General features: G+C 64.0%; 16 protein-coding genes. 4 read left to right on the top strand and 12 right to left on the bottom strand.

Features of this window, described 5'->3' with window-relative positions; genetic code table 11:
- Positions 1-36: 36 nt before the first annotated feature.
- From NLM25_RS13675 to NLM25_RS13645, 7 genes are all read right to left on the bottom strand, one after another.
- Positions 37-2,742 carry a nitrate reductase gene (locus NLM25_RS13675; RefSeq protein WP_254137269.1) on the bottom strand — a complete coding sequence of 902 codons (2,706 nt, stop codon included), beginning with the start codon at positions 2,740-2,742 and terminating at the stop codon, positions 37-39.
- A gap of 15 nt (positions 2,743-2,757) precedes the next feature.
- Positions 2,758-3,975 (bottom strand): FAD-dependent oxidoreductase, encoded by a 1,218-nt coding sequence (locus NLM25_RS13670; RefSeq protein WP_254137268.1) that lies wholly within the window; start codon positions 3,973-3,975, stop codon positions 2,758-2,760.
- A 10-nt stretch (positions 3,976-3,985) separates the two neighbouring features.
- Positions 3,986-4,414, bottom strand: coding sequence for a globin family protein (locus tag NLM25_RS13665; protein WP_254137267.1), 429 nt, complete (start codon positions 4,412-4,414; stop codon positions 3,986-3,988).
- Positions 4,415-4,537: 123 nt separating this feature from the next.
- Positions 4,538-5,929, bottom strand: coding sequence for an MFS transporter (locus tag NLM25_RS13660; RefSeq protein ID WP_254137266.1), 1,392 nt, complete (start codon positions 5,927-5,929; stop codon positions 4,538-4,540).
- 337 nt (positions 5,930-6,266) lie between these two features.
- On the bottom strand, positions 6,267-7,061 hold the full coding sequence (locus tag NLM25_RS13655) for an ABC transporter ATP-binding protein (protein WP_254117300.1): 795 nt from the start codon (positions 7,059-7,061) through the stop codon (positions 6,267-6,269).
- A 13-nt stretch (positions 7,062-7,074) separates the two neighbouring features.
- Positions 7,075-7,971 carry a nitrate ABC transporter permease gene (ntrB, locus tag NLM25_RS13650; protein WP_254137265.1) on the bottom strand — a complete coding sequence of 299 codons (897 nt, stop codon included), beginning with the start codon at positions 7,969-7,971 and terminating at the stop codon, positions 7,075-7,077.
- Between the two features lie 61 nt (positions 7,972-8,032).
- Complete coding sequence (locus tag NLM25_RS13645) at positions 8,033-9,343, bottom strand: CmpA/NrtA family ABC transporter substrate-binding protein (protein WP_254137264.1); 1,311 nt, start codon at positions 9,341-9,343, stop codon at positions 8,033-8,035.
- A 671-nt stretch (positions 9,344-10,014) separates the two neighbouring features.
- Here NLM25_RS13645 and NLM25_RS13640 point away from each other — a divergent pair.
- The 3 genes from NLM25_RS13640 (at position 10,015) to NLM25_RS13630 (ending at position 13,745) form a co-directional block, all read left to right on the top strand.
- Entirely contained in the window at positions 10,015-10,854 is an 840-nt protein-coding gene (locus tag NLM25_RS13640; protein ID WP_254117297.1) for a formate/nitrite transporter family protein, read from the top strand.
- Between the two features lie 65 nt (positions 10,855-10,919).
- Positions 10,920-12,650: a bifunctional protein-serine/threonine kinase/phosphatase gene (locus tag NLM25_RS13635; RefSeq protein WP_254137263.1), complete on the top strand. Its 1,731-nt coding sequence runs from the start codon at positions 10,920-10,922 to the stop codon at positions 12,648-12,650.
- Between the two features lie 351 nt (positions 12,651-13,001).
- Entirely contained in the window at positions 13,002-13,745 is a 744-nt protein-coding gene (locus NLM25_RS13630; protein ID WP_254137262.1) for a hypothetical protein, read from the top strand.
- Between the two features lie 52 nt (positions 13,746-13,797).
- On the opposite strand, the gene NLM25_RS13625 is transcribed toward NLM25_RS13630, so the two are convergent.
- Positions 13,798-14,637: a Crp/Fnr family transcriptional regulator gene (locus NLM25_RS13625; RefSeq protein ID WP_254137261.1), complete on the bottom strand. Its 840-nt coding sequence runs from the start codon at positions 14,635-14,637 to the stop codon at positions 13,798-13,800.
- Between the two features lie 270 nt (positions 14,638-14,907).
- A complete protein-coding gene (locus NLM25_RS13620; protein ID WP_254137260.1) occupies positions 14,908-15,825 on the bottom strand; it encodes an intradiol ring-cleavage dioxygenase in 918 nt (305 codons plus the stop codon).
- Between the two features lie 156 nt (positions 15,826-15,981).
- On the opposite strand from NLM25_RS13620, the gene NLM25_RS13615 reads away from it, so the two are divergent.
- Positions 15,982-17,256 (top strand): serine hydrolase, encoded by a 1,275-nt coding sequence (locus NLM25_RS13615; protein WP_254137259.1) that lies wholly within the window; start codon positions 15,982-15,984, stop codon positions 17,254-17,256.
- A gap of 48 nt (positions 17,257-17,304) precedes the next feature.
- On the opposite strand, the gene NLM25_RS13610 is transcribed toward NLM25_RS13615, so the two are convergent.
- From NLM25_RS13610 to NLM25_RS13600, 3 genes are all read right to left on the bottom strand, one after another.
- Positions 17,305-18,624, bottom strand: coding sequence for a TRAP transporter large permease (locus NLM25_RS13610; protein ID WP_254117291.1), 1,320 nt, complete (start codon positions 18,622-18,624; stop codon positions 17,305-17,307).
- The gene (locus NLM25_RS13605; protein WP_254137258.1) at positions 18,621-19,136 is read right to left on the bottom strand and encodes a TRAP transporter small permease; all 516 of its coding nucleotides are present in this window, start codon (positions 19,134-19,136) and stop codon (positions 18,621-18,623) included. Before NLM25_RS13605 ends, NLM25_RS13610 begins: the two co-directional genes overlap by 4 nt.
- 83 nt (positions 19,137-19,219) lie before the next feature.
- Positions 19,220-20,218 (bottom strand): TRAP transporter substrate-binding protein, encoded by a 999-nt coding sequence (locus NLM25_RS13600; protein ID WP_254137257.1) that lies wholly within the window; start codon positions 20,216-20,218, stop codon positions 19,220-19,222.
- Positions 20,219-20,610: the final 392 nt, after the last annotated feature.

Raw genomic sequence — 20,610 nt, 5'->3', positions numbered from 1 at the left:
GGAGGAGTATACGGGCGACGACCGAGAACGTCGCGCCTACCCCGCCGCGCCCGCCAGCTTGGCCTGCTTCACTGGCGCCACCTCTGTCGTCGCGATCAGGCGCTTCAGCTCGGGGATGCAGGAGCCGCAATTGGTGCCGGCCTTGAGCTTGGCGCCGATCTCGGCCGCCGTGCGCGCGCCGGCTGCGATTGTGTCGCAGATGGTGCCGCGGCCGACGCCGAAGCAGGCGCAGACGATGGGGCCGGTCGAGGCCGCGCCCTCCGTCGACTTGCCCGACAGCAGCATGCGGCGCTGCTCGTCGGTGACATGATCGGCCACGAACAGGCTCTTCACGACCTCCCAGTCGCCGGCATCATGCGCGGGGCCGACGAACAGGCAGGTCTCGATACGGTCGCCTGCGAACGATGCCGCGCGATAAACGCCGCCGCCGAAGTCACGATAGTCGGCGACATCCTCACCGGCGACGCCGCCGAGCCAGGCCGGCCAGCGCGACAGATCGGCATTGTCGGCGAAGAGATAGCCGAAGCCGCCAGCGACCGTGACGCGGGTCCACAGCAGGTTCGGCGGCAGATCGAGCTGTTTGCGCGACAGCGCAAAGCCGCGGAACACGTACTCATAGGGCGCGATCGCCGCCGGCGTGGCTTTCGATTCCGGCTGGCCAGAGAACGGGTCGGTGAAGGACTGCACGAGCGCCCCGACGCGGCCGTGCGAGGCGTTCATCGCGCTCCAGTGGATCGGAACGAACAGCGTGCCGCGCTGCTGGCGGTCGCTGACAACGACCTTCAAGATGCATTGGCCGTAATCGGTGGTGATGCGGGCGTAGGCGTCATGAACGATGCCGTATTTGCTGGCGTCGTCAGGATGGATCTCGACGAACGGTTCCGGCAGATGCGCACCCAGCCGCTGGCTGAGGCCCGTGCGCGTCATGGTGTGCCACTGGTCGCGGATGCGTCCGGTGTTGAGCCGCAGGGGGCGCGAGGCGCCGGTCTCACTGCGCAGCGACGGCACCTCCGGCGCGACGAAGCGGCCCTTGCCGTCATTGGTGAAGAAGCCGCCGTTCGCGAAGAAGCGTTCACCAGACGCCGCGCCCTCTCGCGTCGGCCACTGCACCGGCTTCAAGGCATCGAAGGCCTCGTCCGAGAGCGCGGTCAGTGCGCCGATGTCGAAGTCACGGCTGCCGTCATTCTCGAAAGCAGAAAGCGCGGCATGCTCGCGGAAAATGTCGGCGGCGGATTTGTAGTTGAAGCTGTCGCCGAAGCCGAGCCGCTTTGCGGTCTCGCTGAGAATCCACCAGTCCGGCCGCGCCTCGCCCGGCGCCGGCAGGAACGAGCGCTGGCGGGAGATGCGGCGTTCGGAGTTAGTCACCGTGCCCGACTTTTCGCCCCAGGCCAGCGCGGGCAGCAGCACATGCGGCCCCGCCTCGACGGTATCGTTGGAGAGCACGTTCTCGGAAACAACGAACAGCTCGAGCTTCTTCAGCGCCTCGCGGACAAAATCCGCATCGGGCAGCGACACCGCCGGGTTGGTGCCCATCACCCACAGCGCCTTGACCTCTCCGCGGTTGATCGCCTCGAACAGCTGCACCGCCTTCAACCCTTCATGGGTGGCGATGCGCGGCGCCTTCCAGAACCGCCTGACACGGTCGATATCCGGCGGCGTGAAGTTCATATGCGCGGCGAGCTGGTTGGCAAGGCCGCCGACCTCGCGGCCGCCCATCGCGTTGGGCTGACCGGTCAGCGAGAACGGCGAAGCGCCGGGCTTGCCGATGCGCCCCGTGGCGAGATGGCAGTTCAGGATCGCGTTGACCTTGTCGGTGCCCTGCGCCGACTGGTTGACGCCCTGCGAATAAAGCGTGACGACACGAGGCGTCTCGCGGAACATCTTGAAGAAGGTGGCAACGTCCTGCTCAGAGAGGCCTGTGGCGAGCGCGGTCGCGGTGACGCTGCCGGCGATGCTGCGTGCGCGCGCCAGTGCGTCATCGAAGCCCGACGTGTTGTTCGCGATGTAGTCCTGATCCAGCGCGCCATTGTCGGCGAGATGGACGAACAGGCCGGAGAACAGCGCCGTGTCGGCGCCGGGTTTCAGGCCGAGGAACAGATCGACGTCGCTCGCGGTGTCGGTACGGCGCGGATCGATCACGATCATCCGCGCGCCGCGTTCCCCACGGTTCTTCAGCATGCGCTGGAACAGCACCGGATGGCACCAAGCCGCGTTCGAGCCGACGAACACCAGCAGATCGGCCTGGTCGAGATCCTCGTAGCAGCCGGGCACGGTGTCCGCGCCGAAGGCGCGGCGATGACCGGCGACCGAGGACGACATGCAGAGCCGCGAATTGGTGTCGACGTTGGCCGTGCCGACAAAACCCTTCATCAGCTTGTTGGCGACGTAATAGTCCTCGGTCAGGAGCTGGCCCGACAGATAGAACGCGACCGCGTCGGCGCCGTCGCGCGCCACGATGTGCTGCATGCGATGGGCCACATGGTCGAGCGCATCGCTCCAGGCGACGCGTTCCAGCACGCCCTTGCAGCGGATCATCGGATAGAGCAGCCGGCTCTCCAGCCCGACGGTCTCGCCGAGCGCGGAGCCCTTCGAGCACAGCCGGCCGAAATTGGCGGGATGATCGGGGTCGCCCGCGATCGCCGCAGCGCCCTTGCCGTCCGGCGTTGCGAGCACGCCGCAGCCGACGCCGCAATAGGGGCAGGTCGTCCTGGTGGCGCGGAGCTTCGGGTCGATCGCCGTCATATCAGGCCGCCTTCATCAAGCCGCTTTGGAGGGACGCGCCAGCGCGCGGCCGAACATCATGTCGGTGCGGATCGCCGCCACCTTGTCGCGATTGCGGATCAGCTCGAGATACCAGAGCGCATCGACCGTATCGCCGATCAGCACCGCGCCGGTGAGCCGGCCGTCGGCGATGACGAGCTTCTTGTAGGTGCCGCGCCTGCGGTCCGTGAGCACGAGGCTCTCGCTGCCCTCCCCGCCCAGGAAGTCGCCGGCGGAGAACACGCTGACGCCCGAGACCTTCAGATTGGTCGAGACCACGCTGCCCTGATAGGCGGCGGGACGGCCGGCGAGATGCCGCGCCAGCACGCGCGCCTGCTCATAGGCCGGCTCGACCAGGCCATAGCAGGTGCCGCGATGCTCGGCGCATTCGCCGAGCGCGTAGATGTCGGGCGAGGCCGTCTGCATCTCATCATTGACGACGATGCCGCGGTTGACCGCGATGCCGGCGTCCTTGGCCAGCGCCACGTTCGGCCTGATACCGGCGGCGAAGATCACGGCGTCCGCCTCGATGCGGCTGCCGTCGGCAAGCTCGACGGCTTCGACATGGCCCTCGCCATGAATGCGCGCGGTCGACGCATTGAGCAGGATGCGGATGCCCTTGCGCTCGACCAGCGTCTTCAGCAGTTCGGCCGCCGGCAGATCGAGCTGGCGCTCCATCAGCCGGTCCATCAGATGCAGCAGCGTCACCGGCGCGCCGGCTTTCGCAAGGCCATAGGCCGCTTCAAGCCCGAGCAGGCCGCCGCCGACCACGACGACGCGCTTCTTCGCCGCCGCGAGCGTCAGCAGCAGGTCGACGTCGCGCGTGTCGCGGAAGGTGTGAACGCCGGCGAGATCGGCGCCCGGCACGTTGAGCCGCAGCGGCGTCGAGCCGGTGGCGAGCACGAGCTTGGAATATTCCATGCTCTCTTCGCCTTCGATCTTCAGCTCGCGGCGGCCGGTGTCGATCTCGGTGACGCGATAGCCGTAGCGCACCGTGACGCCGCGATGGCGCCACCAGTCGGCCGGCCTCAGCTCGATCTCGTGCGAGCCGGTCTCGCCGGCCAGCACCGAGGAGAGTAGCACGCGGTTGTAAGCGAGCCGCGGCTCTTCGCCGATCACGGCGACCGCGTAGCGGCCGAGCGCGGTCTTGGCGAGCTCGTCGACCAGACGCGCGGCCGCCATACCGTTACCGACGATGACGAGCGGTTCACTCACAAGGCATCTCCTATTCGGCGGCCTGCGCCTGCGCGCCATAGGCCTCGGAAATCATGTAGCCGGACAGCACGCCATAGGCGTCGGTCCAGGCCGTGGCGAGTTCGGGCGTCCAGGCCTCGCCGAGGCCCTTCTCGAGGGTCCAGAGCAAGGTCGCGCCGACCACCGGATAGTGCTCGGCCTTCGCACCGTAGGCGACATGGCGTTTGGCGAGCGCGGAGGCCGCAGGAAGAATCGAGTCCAGTTTCGACAGGCCGCCGACGACGGCGGCGAGCATGCCCATCAGCTTCTTGCGCTGCTCGGTCATGTCCTCGGGAAACATCGCACGCACGGACGGCGCAACCTCGAACAGGCGATCGTAGAATAGCACCGCGGCCGCCTCTGAAATCGGCGCGACCTTGGAAAAGCTCTGCTGAACGAGAGTGATCTGTTCGGGCGTCATGGTGTTTTCCTGTCTGTTTCGGTCTGCCTTTGTCCGCGCCGTTGCGGAAAAAGTTCATGGATCAAACGTCATCAGAGAGAGCTCCTCCCCGCGTACGGGGAGAAGCGAGTTTCATACCAAGTGTCACACACGCGCTTCGGCGAGGCTTCCTGCGCCCTCGCCCTGCGGGCTGCGACGCAGATAGAACCACCAGGTCAAAGCGAGGCAGGACGCGTAGAAGCCGAGATAGATCGCGAGCGCGAGCTGCGGACCGCCGGTCATGGCGATCGACTTGCCGAAACCGGTCGGGATCAGATAGCCCCCGACCGCGCCGATCGCGCCGATGAAGCCGACCGCCGCACCGCTCTCGATGCTCGCCGTCTTCAGCGCGAGCGCGCGCGCCGCGTCGCCCTTGCCGCGCACCTTGAACAGGTTCTGCTCGCGGAAGATCGAGGGGATCATGCGATAGGTCGAGCCGTTGCCGATGCCCGTCGTCACGAACAGCACCAGGAACATCGACAGGAAGCCGATGAAATCCTTTTGCCCGACGAAGTAGAGCACGCCGACCGTGGCGCCCGCCATCACGATGAAATTCCAGAAGGTGATGATCGAGCCGCCGATTTTGTCGGCGAGCCAGCCGCCGAGCGGACGCGACAGCGAGCCGACCAGCGGCCCCAGGAACGCGATCGCGATCGTCACCGTCGGAAACTGCGTCTTGATCAGCAGCGGAAACGCCGCGGAGTAGCCGATGAAGGATCCGAACGTGCCGATATAGAGATACGCCATGATCCAGGTGTGCTTGCGCTTGACGACGGCAAGCTGGTTGCCGATCGACGACTTGGCCGTGGTCAGGTTGTTCATGAAGAACACCGCGCCGAACACCGCGATCGCGATCGGCAGCACCCACATCAGGCCGGCATTCTGGAGGAAGATGCCGTCGACGGGGCTTGCCTGGAACAGGTTGATGACGGCGAGCGTCATCAGGATCGGGGTCAGGAGCTGGACGCTGGAGACACCGATATTGCCGCCGGCGGCGTTCAGGCCGAGTGCCCATCCCTTCATCCGGTCGGGGAAGAAGAAGGAGATGTTGGTCATGCTGGAGGCGAAGTTGCCGCCGCCGAGGCCCGCGGTCGAGGCAACCAGCAGCATCAGCCAGAACGGCGTGTCGGGATGGCTGACGAACCAGGCGAGTGACAGCGTCGGAATGAACAGGATTGCCGCGCTGAAGATGGTCCAGTTGCGGCCACCGAACGTCGTCACCGCGAATGTGTAGGGAAAGCGCATCAAGGCGCCGATGAGCCCAGGCACCGCGACGAGCTGGAACAGCTGGTCGGTGGTGTAGTGGAAGCCCGCCTGCGGCAGCTTGGTGGTGACGATGCTCCAGATCAGCCAGACCGAGAAGCCGATATGCTCGGCCACGATCGACCAGATCAGGTTGCGTCGCGCGATAGTCTTGCCAGTCGCATTCCAGAACGCCTCATCTTCGGGGCGCCAGTCTGAAATCCACGTCGGATTCCGTGTCGGATTCGTCGTCATTGATAATCCCTTCTAGGCTCACCGCTGCGTCGTTGCAGGCTCTGCCTCCGCATGGAGGCGCGCGCCGAGGCCAAGCCCCGGTGGCGAGTTCACGATGCTGATTGATGATGTTGAGGGACGTCGTCGTTGGCGTCGCAAATTGACATTTCAATTTCCGTGCCAATTCCGCGCGTTCGGGAAATACAGGGAATTCAGGAGCTTATTCGCATTGCCCGAAGTTCCGGCAGGTGTATTTCGCTCGCAAATCTTGCGATTCGCTCAATCCTTGTGCGGCGCACAAGGATTGAGCGAGGTGTCGATTATTTGGGCGCGCCCATCTTGCGCGTTAAACCTTCGTTTACGCGGCCTCGACGAAGCGATGCCGCTCATAGAGGAATTCGAGCACGCGGTGGCGGCACTTCAAATAGGTGGCGTTGGTCGCGAGATCGAGCCGCTTGCGGGGACGTGCGAGCGGCACCTCCAGCACCTCGCCGATGCGCGCGCTCGGCCCGTTCGTCATCATCACGATGCGGTCAGACAGCAGCACCGCCTCGTCGACGTCGTGGGTGATCATCAAGATGGTGTTGCCGAGCTTCTGATGCAGCGCCATCACCGAGTCCTGCAAATGCGCGCGGGTCAGCGCGTCGAGCGCGCCGAAGGGCTCATCGAGCAGCAGTACTTTCGGCTCCATCGCCAGCGCACGGGCGATGCCGACGCGCTGCTTCATGCCGCCGGAGATTTCGGAAGGACGCTTATCCCTGGCGTGAGCCATCTGCACCAGGTTGAGATTGTGCATGACCCAGGCGTCGCGTTCGGCGCGGGATTTGGTCCTGGCAAAGACCTTGTCGACGCCGAGCTTGACGTTCTCGTAGACAGTCAGCCACGGCAACAGGCTGTGGTTCTGGAACACCACCGCGCGATCGGGACCCGGCGAGTTGACCTCGCGGTTCTCGAGCAGCACGCCTCCGGTCGAGGCGCCGGTCAGGCCTGCGATGATGTTGAGCAAAGTCGACTTGCCGCAACCGGAATGGCCGATGATCGAGACGTATTCGCCCTTCTCGATCGAGAGGTTGATGTCCTTGAGCACTTCGGTCGTCGCAGCGCCGCGGGTGAAGATCTTGTCGATGTGGTCGAGCTTCAGATAGGTGGTCATGCGCTCTTCTCCCTCAATTCTGCGCCGTGCCGCGGGTGACGATCTTGCCGAGGCCCGCGATCAGGCGATCGAGCACAAAGCCGACGATGCCGACATAGAACAGCGCCAGGATGATCTCACTGATGTGCGAGGAGTTCCAGGCGTCCCAGATGAAGAAGCCGATGCCGACGCCGCCGATCAGCATTTCGGCCGCGATGATGGCGAGCCAGGACAGGCCGATGCCGATGCGCAAGCCAGTGAAGATGTAGGGCGCCGCCGCCGGAATCATGATCTTGCCGAAGAACTCGAGCGGGTTGAGCTGCACGACGGCCGCGACATTGCGGTAGTCCTGCGGGATGTTGCGGATGCCGACCGCGGTGTTGATGATGATCGGCCAGATCGAGGTGATGAAGATGACGAAGATCGCCGAAGGCTGGCCGTCACGGAACGCCGCAAGCGAGAGCGGCAGCCAGGCGAGCGGCGGAATGGTGCGCAGCACCTGGAACAGCGGATCGAGCCCGCGCATCGCCCAGACCGATTGACCGACCAGCACGCCGAGCGCGATGCCGGCGATCGCGGACAGTGAATAGCCGAGCGCGACGCGCTGAAGGCTTGCGGAGAGATGCCAGAACAGGCCCTTGTCGATGCCGCCATGGTCGAAGAACGGATCAAGGATCAATTCCTGGGTGTCCTTGAATACCTTTGACGGCGGCGGCAGGGCCGAGCCGGCGCGGCGGCAGACCAGCTCCCACACCAGCGTCAGCAGCGCGATCACGACCAGCGGCGGAATCACGCGCACAGCGGTCTCCCGCGCCATCCGTGCGTAGGTCTCAGCGCGCGGCGGACGCTTTGGCGTCATCGCGACGACGGGTGCGGCAACGACCGCGGGCATCGCGGTCTCAACCTCGATTTTCGTGGCAGGCATGTTCATCGCAATATCTCTCCGGCTTTCCAAGGACGATGCGGCCGCCCGACGGCGGCCGCGGGCTCCATCAGACTTCGACGCGCTTGATCGCGAGCGATTTCAGATAGGCCGCCGGATTTTCGGGATCGAACACCTTGCCGTCGAAGAAGGTCTCCTTGCCGCGCGAGGTCGAGGTCGGGATGTCGGAGGCGGCGACGCCGAGCGTCTTGGCCGCATCCTTCCAGAGGTCCTCGCGGTTGACCTTGGCGATCAGCGCCTTGGTGTCGAAATTCGCCTCGTATTTGCCCCAGCGGATGTCCTCGGTGAGGAACCAGAGGTCGTGGCTCTGGAACGGATAGGAGGCCTGGTCCTTCCAGAAGCGCATCTGCTGCGGCGAGTTGTCGACGACGCGGCCGGTGCCGTAGTCGAACTTGCCCTTCATGCGGTCGGTGATGTCTTCGACGGGACAGTTGATCCACTGGCGCTTGGCGCAGATCACCGCGGCCTCCTCGCGGTTTTCGGCCTTCTCGGCCCATTGCTGGGCTTCCATCACCGCCATCAGCAGTGCCTTCGCCGCCTTCGGATATTTATCGACCCAGGCCGCGCGCATGCCGAACGACTTTTCCGGATGCTTGTCCCAGAGCTCGCCGGTGGTGATCGCGGTGTAGCCGATCTCCTGATGGATGAGCTGGAGATTCCAGGGCTCGCAGACGCAGAAGCAGTCCATGGTGCCAACCTTCATGTTGGCGACCATCTGCGGCGGCGGCACCACGATGGTTTCGATGTCCTTGTCCGGATCGATGCCGCCGGCGGCGAGCCAGTAGCGGATCCAGAGATCATGCGTGCCGCCCGGGAAGGTCATCGCCGCCTTCACAGCCTTGCCGCCGGCCTTCTTCTTCTCCAGCGCCGTCTTGAAGGGCGCGGTGTCGATGCCGACCTTGAGGTCGGCATATTCCTTGGCGACCGAGATGCACTGACCGTTGAGGTTCAGGCGCGCCAGGATGTACATCGGCGTCGGCTGGTTGTTCTGCGTCACCTTGCCGGCCGAGATCAAATACGGCATCGGGGTGAGGATGTGCGCGCCGTCGATGCCATTGCCCTCGGAGCCGAGCACGAGGTTGTCGCGCGTGGTGCCCCAGGAGGCCTGCTTCTGCACTTCGACGTCGGGCATGCCGTATTTGGCGAAGATGCCCTTCTCCTTGGCGACGAAGAGCGGGGTCGCATCGGTCAGCGCGATGAAGCCGAGCTTGGCGCCCTTGACCTCGGGGCCTGCCTCCTGCGCGAAGGCGCCGGCGGGGAAATTCAGTTTTGCTGCGGCGAGAAGTGCGGCGGTGGAGCCGGCGGCCTTCAACAATTGACGGCGGCTCAGGCCCGAGGGCCGGCGGATGCGCGTGGTCATAGGCGGTGTCGTCCTTTGCATCGTTGCAGAATTGTTGGCGTCAGTGCTCGCGAGCAGCCCGTCCGTCCGTGACGCCGGCTTTGGCGCATGCGAACGCAACGACGGGGAACCCCCCGTCTGGTGGCGTCAGCAAATCGGATGAGAAGTCTCGCGGGACGGCTTCAATGGCGTCGGCCTGGAACTATTCAAGCTTCGTGCCAAGCTTCGCACGCCGAAAAACGCTGGATAATGAGTGGGTTACGGCGCCCGCGCCAGACTGCCGCAGGGGTGTTCCGCATCGGAAATTTGCGGCCTGCACAATCCTTGTGCGACGCACAAAGACTGTGCAACAGCTCAGGCAAGAGGCCCGGCGTCGCGTCCGAGCAAGGTCGGGCGCCAACGCATCACATTGATTTCGCTACATCTTTCTGACGTCTACAGTCGGCACGCAACTTGCTTATCCTTTGCTGTCAACGAAGACTGCGGCTTGCCGCATTGTTGCAGCCTCTGGCGGCTGCATTCCGGAAGCTCAACTGCTTCGCGGCCTTTCCCGGCTCAGTCGTCGTGACGCGATTCCCAAGGCTTCCAGACTTTCCATAGCTCGCGTGCGGCAGGCCAGCCCGCACGTCCCATGACGTTCAGCCGCGCTCCCGGGCGTGTCGCTCTCACTTACGAAGCAAAAGGAACCATTGATGTCGTATCTCGCGCCCTCGGAATTCGTCACCAAGATGGTGGATGCAGGCGAGTCCAAGATCTTCATGTCCACCCGGGATACCATCATCCGCGCCTATATGGCCGGCGCCATCCTCGCGCTGGCGGCCTGGTTTGCCGTCACCATCAACGTCAACACCGGCCAGCCGCTGGTCGGCGCGTTGCTGTTTCCGGTCGGCTTCGTCATGCTCTATCTGCTGGGCTTCGACCTCTTGACCGGCGTGTTCGTGCTCTCGCCGCTCGCCCTGATCGACAAGCGTCCCGGCGTCACCATGGGCGGCGTGTTGCGCAACTGGGGCCTGGTCTTCGTCGGCAACTTCGCCGGCGCCTTCACCGTCGCCTTCATGATGGCCTTCGTCACGACGTTCGGCTTCACGCAGGCCCCCGACAAGATCGGCGCGGCCATCGGCAACATCGGCGAGGGCCGCACGCTGGGCTACGCGGCCCACGGCGCAGCCGGCATGGCGACGCTGTTCTTGCGCGGCATGCTTTGCAACTGGATGGTCTCGACCGGCGTCGTCGGCGCCATGATCTCGACCTCGGTCCCCGGCAAGGTCATCGCGATGTGGATGCCGATCCTGGTGTTCTTCTACATGGTGTTCGAGCATTCCGTGGTGAACATGTTCCTGTTCCCCTCGGGCCTGATGCTGCACGCAAAATTCTCGATTATGGATTACCTGATCTGGAACGAGATCCCGACCGTGCTGGGCAACCTCGTCGGTGGCCTCGCCTTCACCGGCATGACCCTCTACACCACGCACGTTATGACCAAGCCGAAGCGTCAGGCCGGCACGACTGCGCCGACCCGCGTCGCGGCCTGATCGAATACGTCTCGACAGGGAGCCTCGCCCGAGCAGGGTGAGGCTCCCCTCTTCCGGTGGCGACGATGACCCGCGGACTCCAGATCTCGGTCGGCCAGCACTCCGACAAGGGTCGCAAGCCCATCAACCAGGATTTTCACGGCGTCCTCATCCCCGAGGAGCCACTGCTCAGCCTGAAGGGGATCTCGGCCGTTCTGGCCGACGGTATCTCCAGCAGCACGGTGAGCCAGATCGCCAGCGAGTCGGCGGTCAAGAGCTTCCTGATGGACTATTACTGCACGTCGGAATCCTGGACGGTGAAGACCTCCGCCCGCCGCGTGCTGGACGCGACCAATTCCTGGCTGCACGCGCAGACGCGCAAGAGCCAATATGCCTATGACCGCGACAAGGGCTATGTCTGCACCCTCAGCGCCATGGTTATCAAGGCGACCACCGCGCACATCTTCCATGTCGGCGACTGCCGCGTCTATCGCGTCGCCGGCAAGGCGCTCGAGCAGCTGACCGACGATCACCGGATCATCGTCTCGTCGGAGCAGACCTATCTCGGTCGCGCACTCGGCATCAATCCGCAACTCGAGATCGACTACCAGGCGTTCGAGATCGAGGCCGGCGATACCTTCATCCTCGCGACCGACGGCGCCTATGAATTCGTCGATCAGCGCTTTATGACAAGCGCGCTCGGCGAGCACGCAGCCGAGCTCGACAGCGCGGCAAAGGCGATCGTCGAGGAAGCCTACCGGCGCGGTAGCGACGACAACATCACCGTCCAGATCCTGCGCATAGACGCCGTGCCGCAGCGCGAGCCGGCCGGCATCTTCAATCAGACATCGCAATTGCCGCTGCCTCCGCTGCCGGAGCCGCGGGCGATCTTCGACGGCTACAGGATCGTCCGCGAAATCCACGGCAGCAGCCGCAGTCACATCTACCTCGCGGTCGACGCCGAGACCGAGGAGCCGGTCGCGCTCAAGCTGCCGTCGATCGATTTGCGCGACAACCCCGCCTATCTCAAGCGCTTCCTGATGGAGGAATGGATCGCGCGCCGGATCGACAGCCCGCACGTGCTAAAACCGCTGTCGCAGTCGCGCCGGCGCAGCTACCTCTACGTCGCGACCGAATTCGTCGAAGGGCAGACGTTGAAGCAGTGGATGACCGACAATCCGCGCCCCGATCTGGAAACCGTGCGCGGACTGGTCGAGCAGATCGCCGCCGGCCTGCGCGCCTTCCACCGCATGGAAATGCTGCATCAGGATCTCAGGCCCGACAACATCCTGATCGACAAGACCGGCACCGCGAAGATCATCGACTTCGGATCGGTCAGGGTCGCTGGCGTCGCGGAGGCCGCGCCGCGAGAGGAGGCGGACGAAATCCTGGGGACGGTCCAGTACACGGCGCCCGAGTATTTTCTTGGGCAGGGCGGCTCGCCGCGCTCCGACATGTTCTCGCTGGCCGTGATCTGCTACCAGCTGCTCACGGGAAAGCTCCCCTATGGCACCCAGGTCGCCAGGATCCGGCGCAAGGCGGACGTGCGGAGACTTCAGTATCGCCCGGCCGACGACGACCGCAACGTGCCGGCCTGGGTCGACGGGGCGCTCAGGCGCGCGCTCCATCCCGATCCCTACAAGCGGCACGAGGACCTGTCCGAATTCGTCTTCGAGCTTCGCACGCCAAATCCGGCCTACCTCAACACGCGGATCACGCCCCTGCTGGAGCGCAGCCCGCTGATGTTCTGGAAGCTGACCTCGGCAGCGCTCGCCTGCGCCGTCGTCGTCCTTCTGGCGCTGCTGCACGCACGTTAGAGGGAATAAGGGCACAGACGTCGCGATCTTGCCGAGCGGACTCGGTTGAACGTCAGCATCACTCTTCCGACGCGCGCATGCAGGAGAGGTCAGCCCAGTTCAAGATTGAACCAACAAGACCGCAGTGCTACTCTTCAAACTGCATCATTCCTCGTTAGGTCTGATGGGCGGGCGACCAGGCTTGCGGACTGCCGCCCGTCATTGGAATGGGAATACTTGAGCCATTAGCGCCCCGCCCCCGGACGCATTTTAAAGTCGGCCGGCGATGTTTCGTTGATGCATCACCCTCCGCTCTTCCCATTGACTCGGAGGCGGGCTTTTTCAAGTGCTACGACCGAATGGATATTCGACATGTCTGTTCTGGCGAACCGAGCCGGTTGCGGCTCGAAGACTCCGCGTGCCGGCCGATACTTCATCCTTTCGGTGTTTTGCGCTGCTTGCCTGGTCCTTCAATTCGCAAACAGCGCCTGGGCTCAGTGCACGGCTCGCGACGTTTTGCAGAACCAGTTGAAAGCCAACAAGGCGCGCCCGGTCGACGTGCCTCAAAAGCTCATCACGTCAGCCCGCGACGTCCCGACATGGAAGAGGATTACGATTGGCAACTTTGCCGACCGGATCGCGCTGCGTCGTGCTCTTGATGCCGCAGGCTGCAATGTTGGCGGGGCGGCTGGCGAAATTCTTGCCCGACCGGCTTTCACCATCGGCTCCAAGGCAATCGACGTGGAGCTCGTGGCCGTGTCAGCGGCCGAGCTCGGCTTCAAGACCGATACCGTGACATTGGCCTCCATTTACGCCCGCGCCCGGAAGCTCGGCTTCGCGCTTGCCGCGGCCGAGGTCGGTCCTCAATTGCGCATTCAATATTTCGACCAGCCCGCGGGTGAATTTCTCATCATTGGCATGGAGCCAATAAGAACCTGGAGCGGCGAGCCGATCATTCTGAACGTCGCCAATGGAGGCGCCGGATTGATCCTGATTGGCCAAGATGGCAGGGGCGACGCGGAAATAGCCCTGAGATCCCGGATTGTTTTCGCGCGGTCGCATGAACTCGAATCCAGCGACGGACTCCAGAAGGCAGCAGCACTTCTGCCGCTCTGAACGGCAAACGCGAGCGGTTTCAGAGCTCAAGGACTGAAGCGGCCTGGATTTATTATCCCACTCCGTTGGAGGCGACGATGGCGCTTTCCCGGAACGGCGCAGAGGCAGGCTGCGGCGCCTCCAATTCCTGGCAATACATTCGATCAATGTTTTGCTGCATCAGCGCATAGCAATCGCATGCGACCCTCTCGAGCCGCGCCCGATCGATCTCTACGAACCCGCGCCGGTCGGACGGGACGGCGCCGGCTTCGCGCAGCTTGTTCATCGTCAGGGTCACTGTCGTCCGTCGCACACCAAGCAATTGCGCAAGCGCCTCCTGCGTCACCGGAAGCCGGTCATCGGGAACGCGGTCGTGAAGCTGCAGGAGCCAGCGTGCCATGCGGCTATCCACCCGGTGCAGCGCGTTGCAAGCGGCTACATGCTGGAGCTGCAGCATCACCGCGCGGACGTGGACCTGCACGACATTCCTGATGGCTGCGCTTTGCCCATAGGCAGCCCGAAATCTGCTGGCGGAAATCAGCGATGCCGTGCCGGCCATGCGTGCAACCGCGGTCACGGATGAAAGCGACGGGCCGAGCACGGAGAACGAGGCCAGAGCGCCTTCCCGTCCCATCAACGCGGTTGCGACCGTTTGCCCGTCCGGCATGTCGAGCATGAAGGCGATTGCGCCGCTATGGGGAAAACAAACCGGGTCGAGCTCGTCGCCCGAGCGCACCAGGACGGCACCGGGTTCGAACGAGACCTTCTGGAAGTAGGGCGTGAGCAAGCCGAGATCCGCTGGCGGCAACGCCGCCAGCAACCGATTCCCGGTGCCCGTGCGGTGGACAGTCACGATGCCTTCTTGCGAGCGAGCCCCCGATGAACGACGGTATCCGTTTAATTCATCTACCATGATTATCCGAAATACGAATTGCCGAACAGCAACTATCCAAACAGAGCCATTGGTCGAGATCAAGCACGGACATTTGCGGAGACTTGATGGGCGCCCTCGCCGCGCAACCACGATCTTGCATACATCATACTATTCGCGATCTTTGCCGCTCGGCGGAATGCCCCACGATGTGATCGACCAGTCATTGCAGCAACGCGCGAGCCTGCCGTTGGCGCAGCTCGAAGCAGAGCGGACGACCTGGGCCAAGACTGCCGCGTTTCCGGCGGGCGGTCACGCCGGCTCCGCCGCCTTCGTCCCGAGCGGTTTCGGCGCCATGCCGCCGCCCGGCTTGAGGTGGAATTCGTAGGTCATCAGGTGCCACTGCCCGCTCGCCTTGGTCCCGTCAGGCATCGCCGGATCGTTGCGCGGCTCGACCTTGGCGACGAGGTCGTCCTTGACCCCGAACACCACGTCGGAATCGAGATATTTGTCGCCGTCCATGAAGACATGCGTGATCAGCGGCTCGTAGCCCTTCGCGTTGACCAGGAAGTGCACATGGGCCGGGCGCATCGGATGGCGCCTGGTCTGCACGATCATCTCGCCGACGGGGCCATCGGTCGGGATCGGGTAGCTGCACGGCAAGATGGTGCGGAAGAAGAAGCGGCCGTCGGCGTCGGTGATGAACCGCGCCCGCGCCGAGGCGCCGACCTCGTCATAATTGGCCTTCTGTGAATCGTAGAAGCCGTCATCGTCCGCATGCCAGACGTCGACGGGGACATTGGCGAGCGGCTTGCCGTTGAGATCGGTGACGCGGCTCTGCACGAACATCCGTTCGCCGGTCTGGTTGTTCGGCGAGATGTCGGTGCCGTGCGCGGTGACCTTGTGCTCGCCGACATAGAACGGGCCGAGCACGGTGGTCTCGGTGGCCCCTTCGCGGTCGCGGTGGTTGACGGCATCGACCAGCATGGAGACGCCAAGCACGTCGGACAGCAGGATGAACTCCTGGCGGGTATCGGTGCATTTCTGGCCGGTGCGGGTCAGGAAATCGATCGCGTATTCCCACTCGGGGAAGGTGAGACCGGTCTTGCTCACGTAATCGTGCAGCGACTTCACCAGTTCCTGAAGCAGGAATTTCGCGCGCGCATCGGGCGTGTTGTCGAAGCTTTTGACGACGGCTTCGGTGAGTTCGGTCTCGTTGAACTGGGTCATGGCAATTGGGCTTCCCGTTTTCGATCTTCTTGTTGGTCCCCGAGGGGTTCTAGGGTGAGCCTACACCAGCCAGGGGGCCCGCGTTAAGCGCGGACCGGCTTGGAATGGGGGCACGATTTCGCTATCACCTCTGAACAAAACCGTCCGGAGGAACTGATGCTTGCCCCTACCCCCGCCTCGCCCGAATCCGTCGGCATGTCCAAGGCCGCCCTCGACCGCGTCGATGCGCATCTGAAAAGCCGATACATCGATGCCGGCCGCTTCCCGGGCACGCAGCTGCTGGTCTATCGCCGCGGCAAGATCGCCCACAGCTCGGTGCAGGGCTTTGCAGATGTCGAGCGCAAGGTTCCGGTCAAGGACGACACCATCTACCGCATCTATTCCATGACCAAGCCGCTCACCAGCGTCGCCTTCATGATGCTGGTCGAGGAAGGCCTCGTCGCGATCGACGAGCCCGTCGCCAAGTACATTCCGGAATGGAAGGATCTCGGCGTGTTCGTCGCCGGCACCGCGCCGGCCTTCCTGACCCGGCCGCCGTCCCGGCCGATGCTGATCGTCGACCTCCTGCGCCACACGGCCGGCCTCACCTACGGCTTCCAGCAGCGCTCCAACGTCGATGCCGCCTATCGCACCGAAAAGATCGGCGAGGTCGAGAAAGCCGGCACGCTCCAGACCATGATCGAGGCCCTCGCAAAGATCCCGCTGGAGTTCTCGCCCGGCGAGTCCTGGAACTACTCCGTCGCGACCGACGTGCTCGGCTATCTCATCGGCAGGATCTCCGGAATCCCCTTCGAACAGTTCCTGAAGCAACGCATCCTCGATCCGCTCGGCATGACCGACACTGATTTTCACGTGCCGGCCGCCAAGGCGCATCGTTTCGCAGCCTGCTATTCCGCCGATCCGGGCGGCGGCATGACCTTCCATGCCGGGCAGCGCCGCGAGGGCCTGACGCTCCAGGACGATCCGACCCAGAGCTCGTTCCTGTCCCCGCCCTCGTTCATCTCGGGCGGCGGCGGGCTGTGCTCGACGATCGCCGACTATCTCACCTTCTGCCGCGCGCTGCTCAATGGCGGCGAGCTGGGCGGCGTCCGGCTGATCGGGCCGAAGACACTGGCGCTGATGACGAGCAATCACATTCCGGGCGATCGCGCGCTGCCGGAAGTCTCCCGCTCCCTGTTCTCGGAGGCGAGCTATAACGGCATCGGCTTCGGCCTCGGCTTCGCCGTGACCATGCGCCCGGCGGAGACGCTGATCGCCGGCAGCCCGGGCGAGTATAGTTGGGGCGGTGCGGCCACGACCTCGTTCTGGATCGACCCGGCCGAGGAGCTGATCACCATCTTCATGACGCAGGTGCTGCCGTCGAGCGCCTATCCGCTCCGCCGCGAGCTGCGCAGCATGGTCTATGCCGCGATCACCGACAGCAATCTCTGAGCAATCGAACCGGTCCCGCGGCCGCAGGGCCGCGGGATCGAGCCCTGCTCATTTCAACATCTCCGGTACGATCAGGCGCGGCAGGAACAGCGACACGCTGGGCCAGATGATGACGGCCGCCAGCACGAGCAGCATTGGCACCAGCATGATCACGGTGTCCTTCAAGGCGTAGCGCAGCCGCACGCCGGCGATCGAACAGGCGATCATCAGGCACAAGCCATAGGGCGGCGTCACCAGTCCGAACGCCAGCGAGACGATGGAAATGATCGCGAACTGGACCGGATGGAGATCGACGGACTTGGCCAGCGGCTCCAGCACGGTGCCGACGATGATGATCGCCGGGATGGCGTCGAGGAAGCAGCCCACCACCAGAAAGCAGAACGAGATGAAGAAGCCGGCGGCGACGACGCCCATCCCCCATGTCGAGACGTTCGCCAACAGCGCTTGCGGGATCTTGTAGTAGGCGAGCAGCCAGCCGAACGCACTTGCGGTGCCGACACAAAACAGCGCCACGCCGGCAAGACGCCCGGTGTCGAGCAGCGCCTTGTACAATTCGCGTGGACCCGTCTCGCGGTAGAAGAACGCCGACAGCACGACGGAATAGAGCACCGCAACGCAGGCGGACTCGGTCGCGGTGAACCACCCGAGCAGAATGCCGCCGACGATGATGAACGGCGTCATCAGCGCCGGTAGCGACTGCCAGATGGCGCATCGCATCTCGACCCAGGTCGCCTTCGGATAGGTCGGATAGCCGCGGCGCACCGCATAGATGTGCACCGTCGCCATCTGCGCGCCCGCGATCAGCAGGCCCGGCACGATGCCGGCCAGATACATCGCCGCAATCGAGGTCGAGATCAATCCGCCCCACACGATCATCAGGATCGACGGCGGGATGATGACCGCAAGCACCGCAGAAACCGCAGTGATGGCGATGGAGAACGAGAGATCGTAGCCCTCCTTCGTCTGCGCATCGATGAAGATCTTGGACTGGCTCGCCGCATCGGCGGTGGAAGAGCCCGAGATGCCCGCAAAGAACACCGACAGCACGACGTTGATCTGCGCCAGCGACCCCGGCCAGTGCCCGACCATCGAGCGCGACAGCGCCACCAGGCGGTCGGTGATGCCGCCGATGCTCATCAGGTTCGCCGTCAGCAGGAAGAACGGCACCGCCAGCAGGATGAATGAATTGTAGGCATTGAATGTTTCCTGCGCGAGCGTCATCAGCGACAGATGCGGCTCGATCAGCAGGATCGGCACGCAGGCGAGGCCGAGCGCAAACGCGACCGGCACGCGCACGATGAGCAGGCCGATGAAGACCCCGAACAGCACCATCGCAGCCTGTCCGGCGGAGAGTACATTGCCGCTCATCGCCCTGCCCCGACAAGAATGCGCATTTCATCGATGATCTGTTCGCCCGCAAAGACGATCCACGTCGCGCCGGTCACGGGCCAGGCGACGTGGATCAGCCAGAGCGGCAGATCGGCCAGCTCCGAAGTCCTGTTCCAGGCAAAGCGGGTGAACTCGAGGCCGGCGGATACGAACACCAGCGCCAGCGCGAGCACGCCGAGCCGCGCGAGGATCCGCACCGCGGCCTCCGACCGCCGCGACAGGTCGGGCCACACGTCGACCTCGAAATGCTGCGCTTCCCGCACACCGACCATGGCGCCGATCATGATCGTCCAGACGAACAGGAACCGGGCCATTTCCTCCGTCCAGATGTAGGACGGAATGAAGGGCGTGTAGCGCGAGATGATCTGCAGCGTGACCGGAATGATCAGGACGCCGACGCAGGCGGCCAGCAGGAATTCCAGCAGTTTCGCATAGGCGGCCGTGACGCGACGCCACAGCGACGGTGTGGACGGGACGGGCATTTCAGACATCGGGGCTCCGTGCGGCAGCTCATCAGCCACGTCCAGGCAGGAAGCGGGGCCTGCCCGGAATGTCGTGGGCGAACGCAACGATCTCAGGCAACGTTGATCTTCTCGAAGATAGCTTCTGCACCAATGTCCTTGGCGTAAGTGGCCATCACGGGGTCGGCGAGCTTCTTCATGGCGTCGCGCTCCTCGAAGGGAACGCGCTTGAGCTTGCCGGCCTTCTCGAGCGTGTCGAGCTTGACGACCTCCTCGCTCGACTCGAGCTGACGGCCGTAGTCGCCGGCCTCCTTGCCGGCCTTCCTGATCGCGTCCTGCAGGTCCTTCGGCAAGGTCTTCAGCGTCTTCACCGAGAAGCAGATCGGCCGGATCGATACGGCGTGCTGGGTCAGGCTGAGATGCGGGGCCACTTCGTAGAACTTCATCGCCTCGACGCCGGCCGCCTCGTTTTCGCCGGCCGATATCACACCGTTCTGGATCGCGTTGTAGATTTCGTTGTAGGCGATCACAGTGGGGCTCATTCCGACTGCCGCAAAGGTCTTCGACCAGATCGGCGCGCCCTGCACGCGAACCTTGAGGCCCTTGAGATCGGCGAGATTTTTGAGCGGCTTGTTGGCGAAGATGTTGCGGATGCCGCCACCGGAATAACCGATCAGAACAACCTCGGCTTTCGCCTCGACCTCATCGGCGATCGGCGCCAGGATATTGGCTTCGACGACCTTGTTCATGTGCTCGATCCCCTTGAACACGAAGGGCGCGTCGATGAACGGGGCCGCCTTGGCGAAGGTCGACATGTGGGCCGGCGAGACGATGCCGTAATCGACCGCCTTGCCCTGCGACATGTACTCGAAATACTGCTTCTCGAGGCCGAGCGAGGAGTTCTTGTGCAGCGTGAAGTTGACCGGCTTGCCGTAGTACTGCTTCACCAGCTCTTCGAACCGGATCAGTGCCCGGTTGAAGGCATGGTCGTCATTGAACTGGACCGCGCCGTTCAGCGTGATCGGTGCTTGCGCCCTGAGGATCGACGGCATGCCAATCGCAGCCGCCGCAGTGGTCGCACCGAGACCAGCGAGAAATGACCTTCGCTTCATCGTCTCCCCTCCCTTGATGCTCCGGCCCTGTAGCCGGGCCGTGAGCGCAGCCGGTATGCGGCGTGCGAGAGGCAAGCGTATGAAAAACGTCGGCAGGACGGAAGTGATTTCGCGTGCGCCGGAGGTACTCTTCGTCGCAGGGCTGTTTCCGCGCGACCTATTGCACTGCAACTCGCGTCTACTCCGGCGAGCGCGTGATGCTGGTGGACCCCGGCTCGCGCACGGTCGTGCAGGAAATCGATTGATCGAGGCGCGATGGGCGGTCGCCTTGAAGGCGGCGGCCCTCCTGGAGTTCACCGCATGACATCGCATCGAGAGGCCCGGATCGCCGGGCTCAGCCTGGCGGCTGTCTACGCCATGTGTCTGCTGCTGACCGCCATCAGCATGAGCTG

Origin of the sequence: Bradyrhizobium sp. CCGB01, assembly GCF_024199795.1 — a bacterium.
In the GTDB taxonomy this organism is placed as follows: Bacteria; Pseudomonadota; Alphaproteobacteria; order Rhizobiales; family Xanthobacteraceae; genus Bradyrhizobium.
The sequence above is the reverse complement of the archived record's forward strand: the minus strand, read 5'-3'. Positions and strand labels throughout refer to the sequence as shown.

Bases quoted from the DNA above. Each gene is read 5' to 3' on its own strand.
- NLM25_RS13610 (WP_254117291.1), bottom strand. From the start codon at position 18,624: ATGAGCGGCAATGTACTCTCCGCCGGACAGGCTGCGATGGTGCTGTTC.
- NLM25_RS13630 (WP_254137262.1), top strand. From the start codon at position 13,002: ATGTCTGTTCTGGCGAACCGAGCCGGTTGCGGCTCGAAGACTCCGCGT.
- NLM25_RS13615 (WP_254137259.1), top strand. From the start codon at position 15,982: ATGCTTGCCCCTACCCCCGCCTCGCCCGAATCCGTCGGCATGTCCAAG.
- ntrB (WP_254137265.1), bottom strand. From the start codon at position 7,971: ATGAACATGCCTGCCACGAAAATCGAGGTTGAGACCGCGATGCCCGCG.
- NLM25_RS13665 (WP_254137267.1), bottom strand. From the start codon at position 4,414: ATGACGCCCGAACAGATCACTCTCGTTCAGCAGAGCTTTTCCAAGGTC.
- NLM25_RS13635 (WP_254137263.1), top strand. From the start codon at position 10,920: ATGACCCGCGGACTCCAGATCTCGGTCGGCCAGCACTCCGACAAGGGT.
- NLM25_RS13600 (WP_254137257.1), bottom strand. From the start codon at position 20,218: ATGAAGCGAAGGTCATTTCTCGCTGGTCTCGGTGCGACCACTGCGGCG.
- NLM25_RS13675 (WP_254137269.1), bottom strand. From the start codon at position 2,742: ATGACGGCGATCGACCCGAAGCTCCGCGCCACCAGGACGACCTGCCCC.
- NLM25_RS13620 (WP_254137260.1), bottom strand. From the start codon at position 15,825: ATGACCCAGTTCAACGAGACCGAACTCACCGAAGCCGTCGTCAAAAGC.
- NLM25_RS13655 (WP_254117300.1), bottom strand. From the start codon at position 7,061: ATGACCACCTATCTGAAGCTCGACCACATCGACAAGATCTTCACCCGC.
- NLM25_RS13660 (WP_254137266.1), bottom strand. From the start codon at position 5,929: ATGACGACGAATCCGACACGGAATCCGACGTGGATTTCAGACTGGCGC.
- NLM25_RS13640 (WP_254117297.1), top strand. From the start codon at position 10,015: ATGTCGTATCTCGCGCCCTCGGAATTCGTCACCAAGATGGTGGATGCA.
- NLM25_RS13605 (WP_254137258.1), bottom strand. From the start codon at position 19,136: ATGTCTGAAATGCCCGTCCCGTCCACACCGTCGCTGTGGCGTCGCGTC.
- NLM25_RS13645 (WP_254137264.1), bottom strand. From the start codon at position 9,343: ATGACCACGCGCATCCGCCGGCCCTCGGGCCTGAGCCGCCGTCAATTG.
- NLM25_RS13625 (WP_254137261.1), bottom strand. From the start codon at position 14,637: ATGGTAGATGAATTAAACGGATACCGTCGTTCATCGGGGGCTCGCTCG.